Origin of the sequence: Stenotrophomonas sp. PS02298 (genome assembly GCF_029959445.1) — a bacterium.
Lineage (GTDB): Bacteria > Pseudomonadota > Gammaproteobacteria > Xanthomonadales > Xanthomonadaceae > Stenotrophomonas.
This window is the reverse complement of the sequence record NZ_JASCOR010000342.1, coordinates 1-373: the sequence shown is the minus strand read 5'-3', so window position 1 is coordinate 373 and position 373 is coordinate 1. Positions and strand designations below refer to the sequence as shown.

The window sequence follows — 373 nt, the reverse complement described above, 5'->3', positions numbered from 1 at the left end:
CCGCTCCTACAGCATTCCTTGTAAAGCCCTTGCCGAGCATGGCTCGGCACTACAGGTCAAAACCGGGGTCAGAGTGCGGTTTCGTTTCGAAACCGCACTCTGGACCCCGGTTTTGAACCGGTTTTGACTCACGCATCCACCAACTGGTTGATTCGCCGCAACGCGCTCTGCAGCTGACGTCGGTTGCTTGCCTGCCCCAATGAAAGCCTGAAACCCTGGCTGCGTTGCGCGCCGTCCGGTTTGAATGCCGATGACGGCGTGATCGCCAGGCCTTGCAGTTGAGCGGCGCGGGCGAAGCTGGTGTCGGTCCAGGATGAAGCCGGGAAAGCCGGGAGCAAAACCGGGGTCAGAGTGGGGTTTCGTACCGAAACCC

At 60.6% G+C, this 373-nt stretch carries 1 pseudogene; it reads right to left on the bottom strand.

The annotated features are described in order from the left end of the window. Positions 1–128: 128 nt before the first annotated feature. Positions 129–373: pseudogene (locus QMX78_RS21515) on the bottom strand (hypothetical protein); the annotation flags it as partial.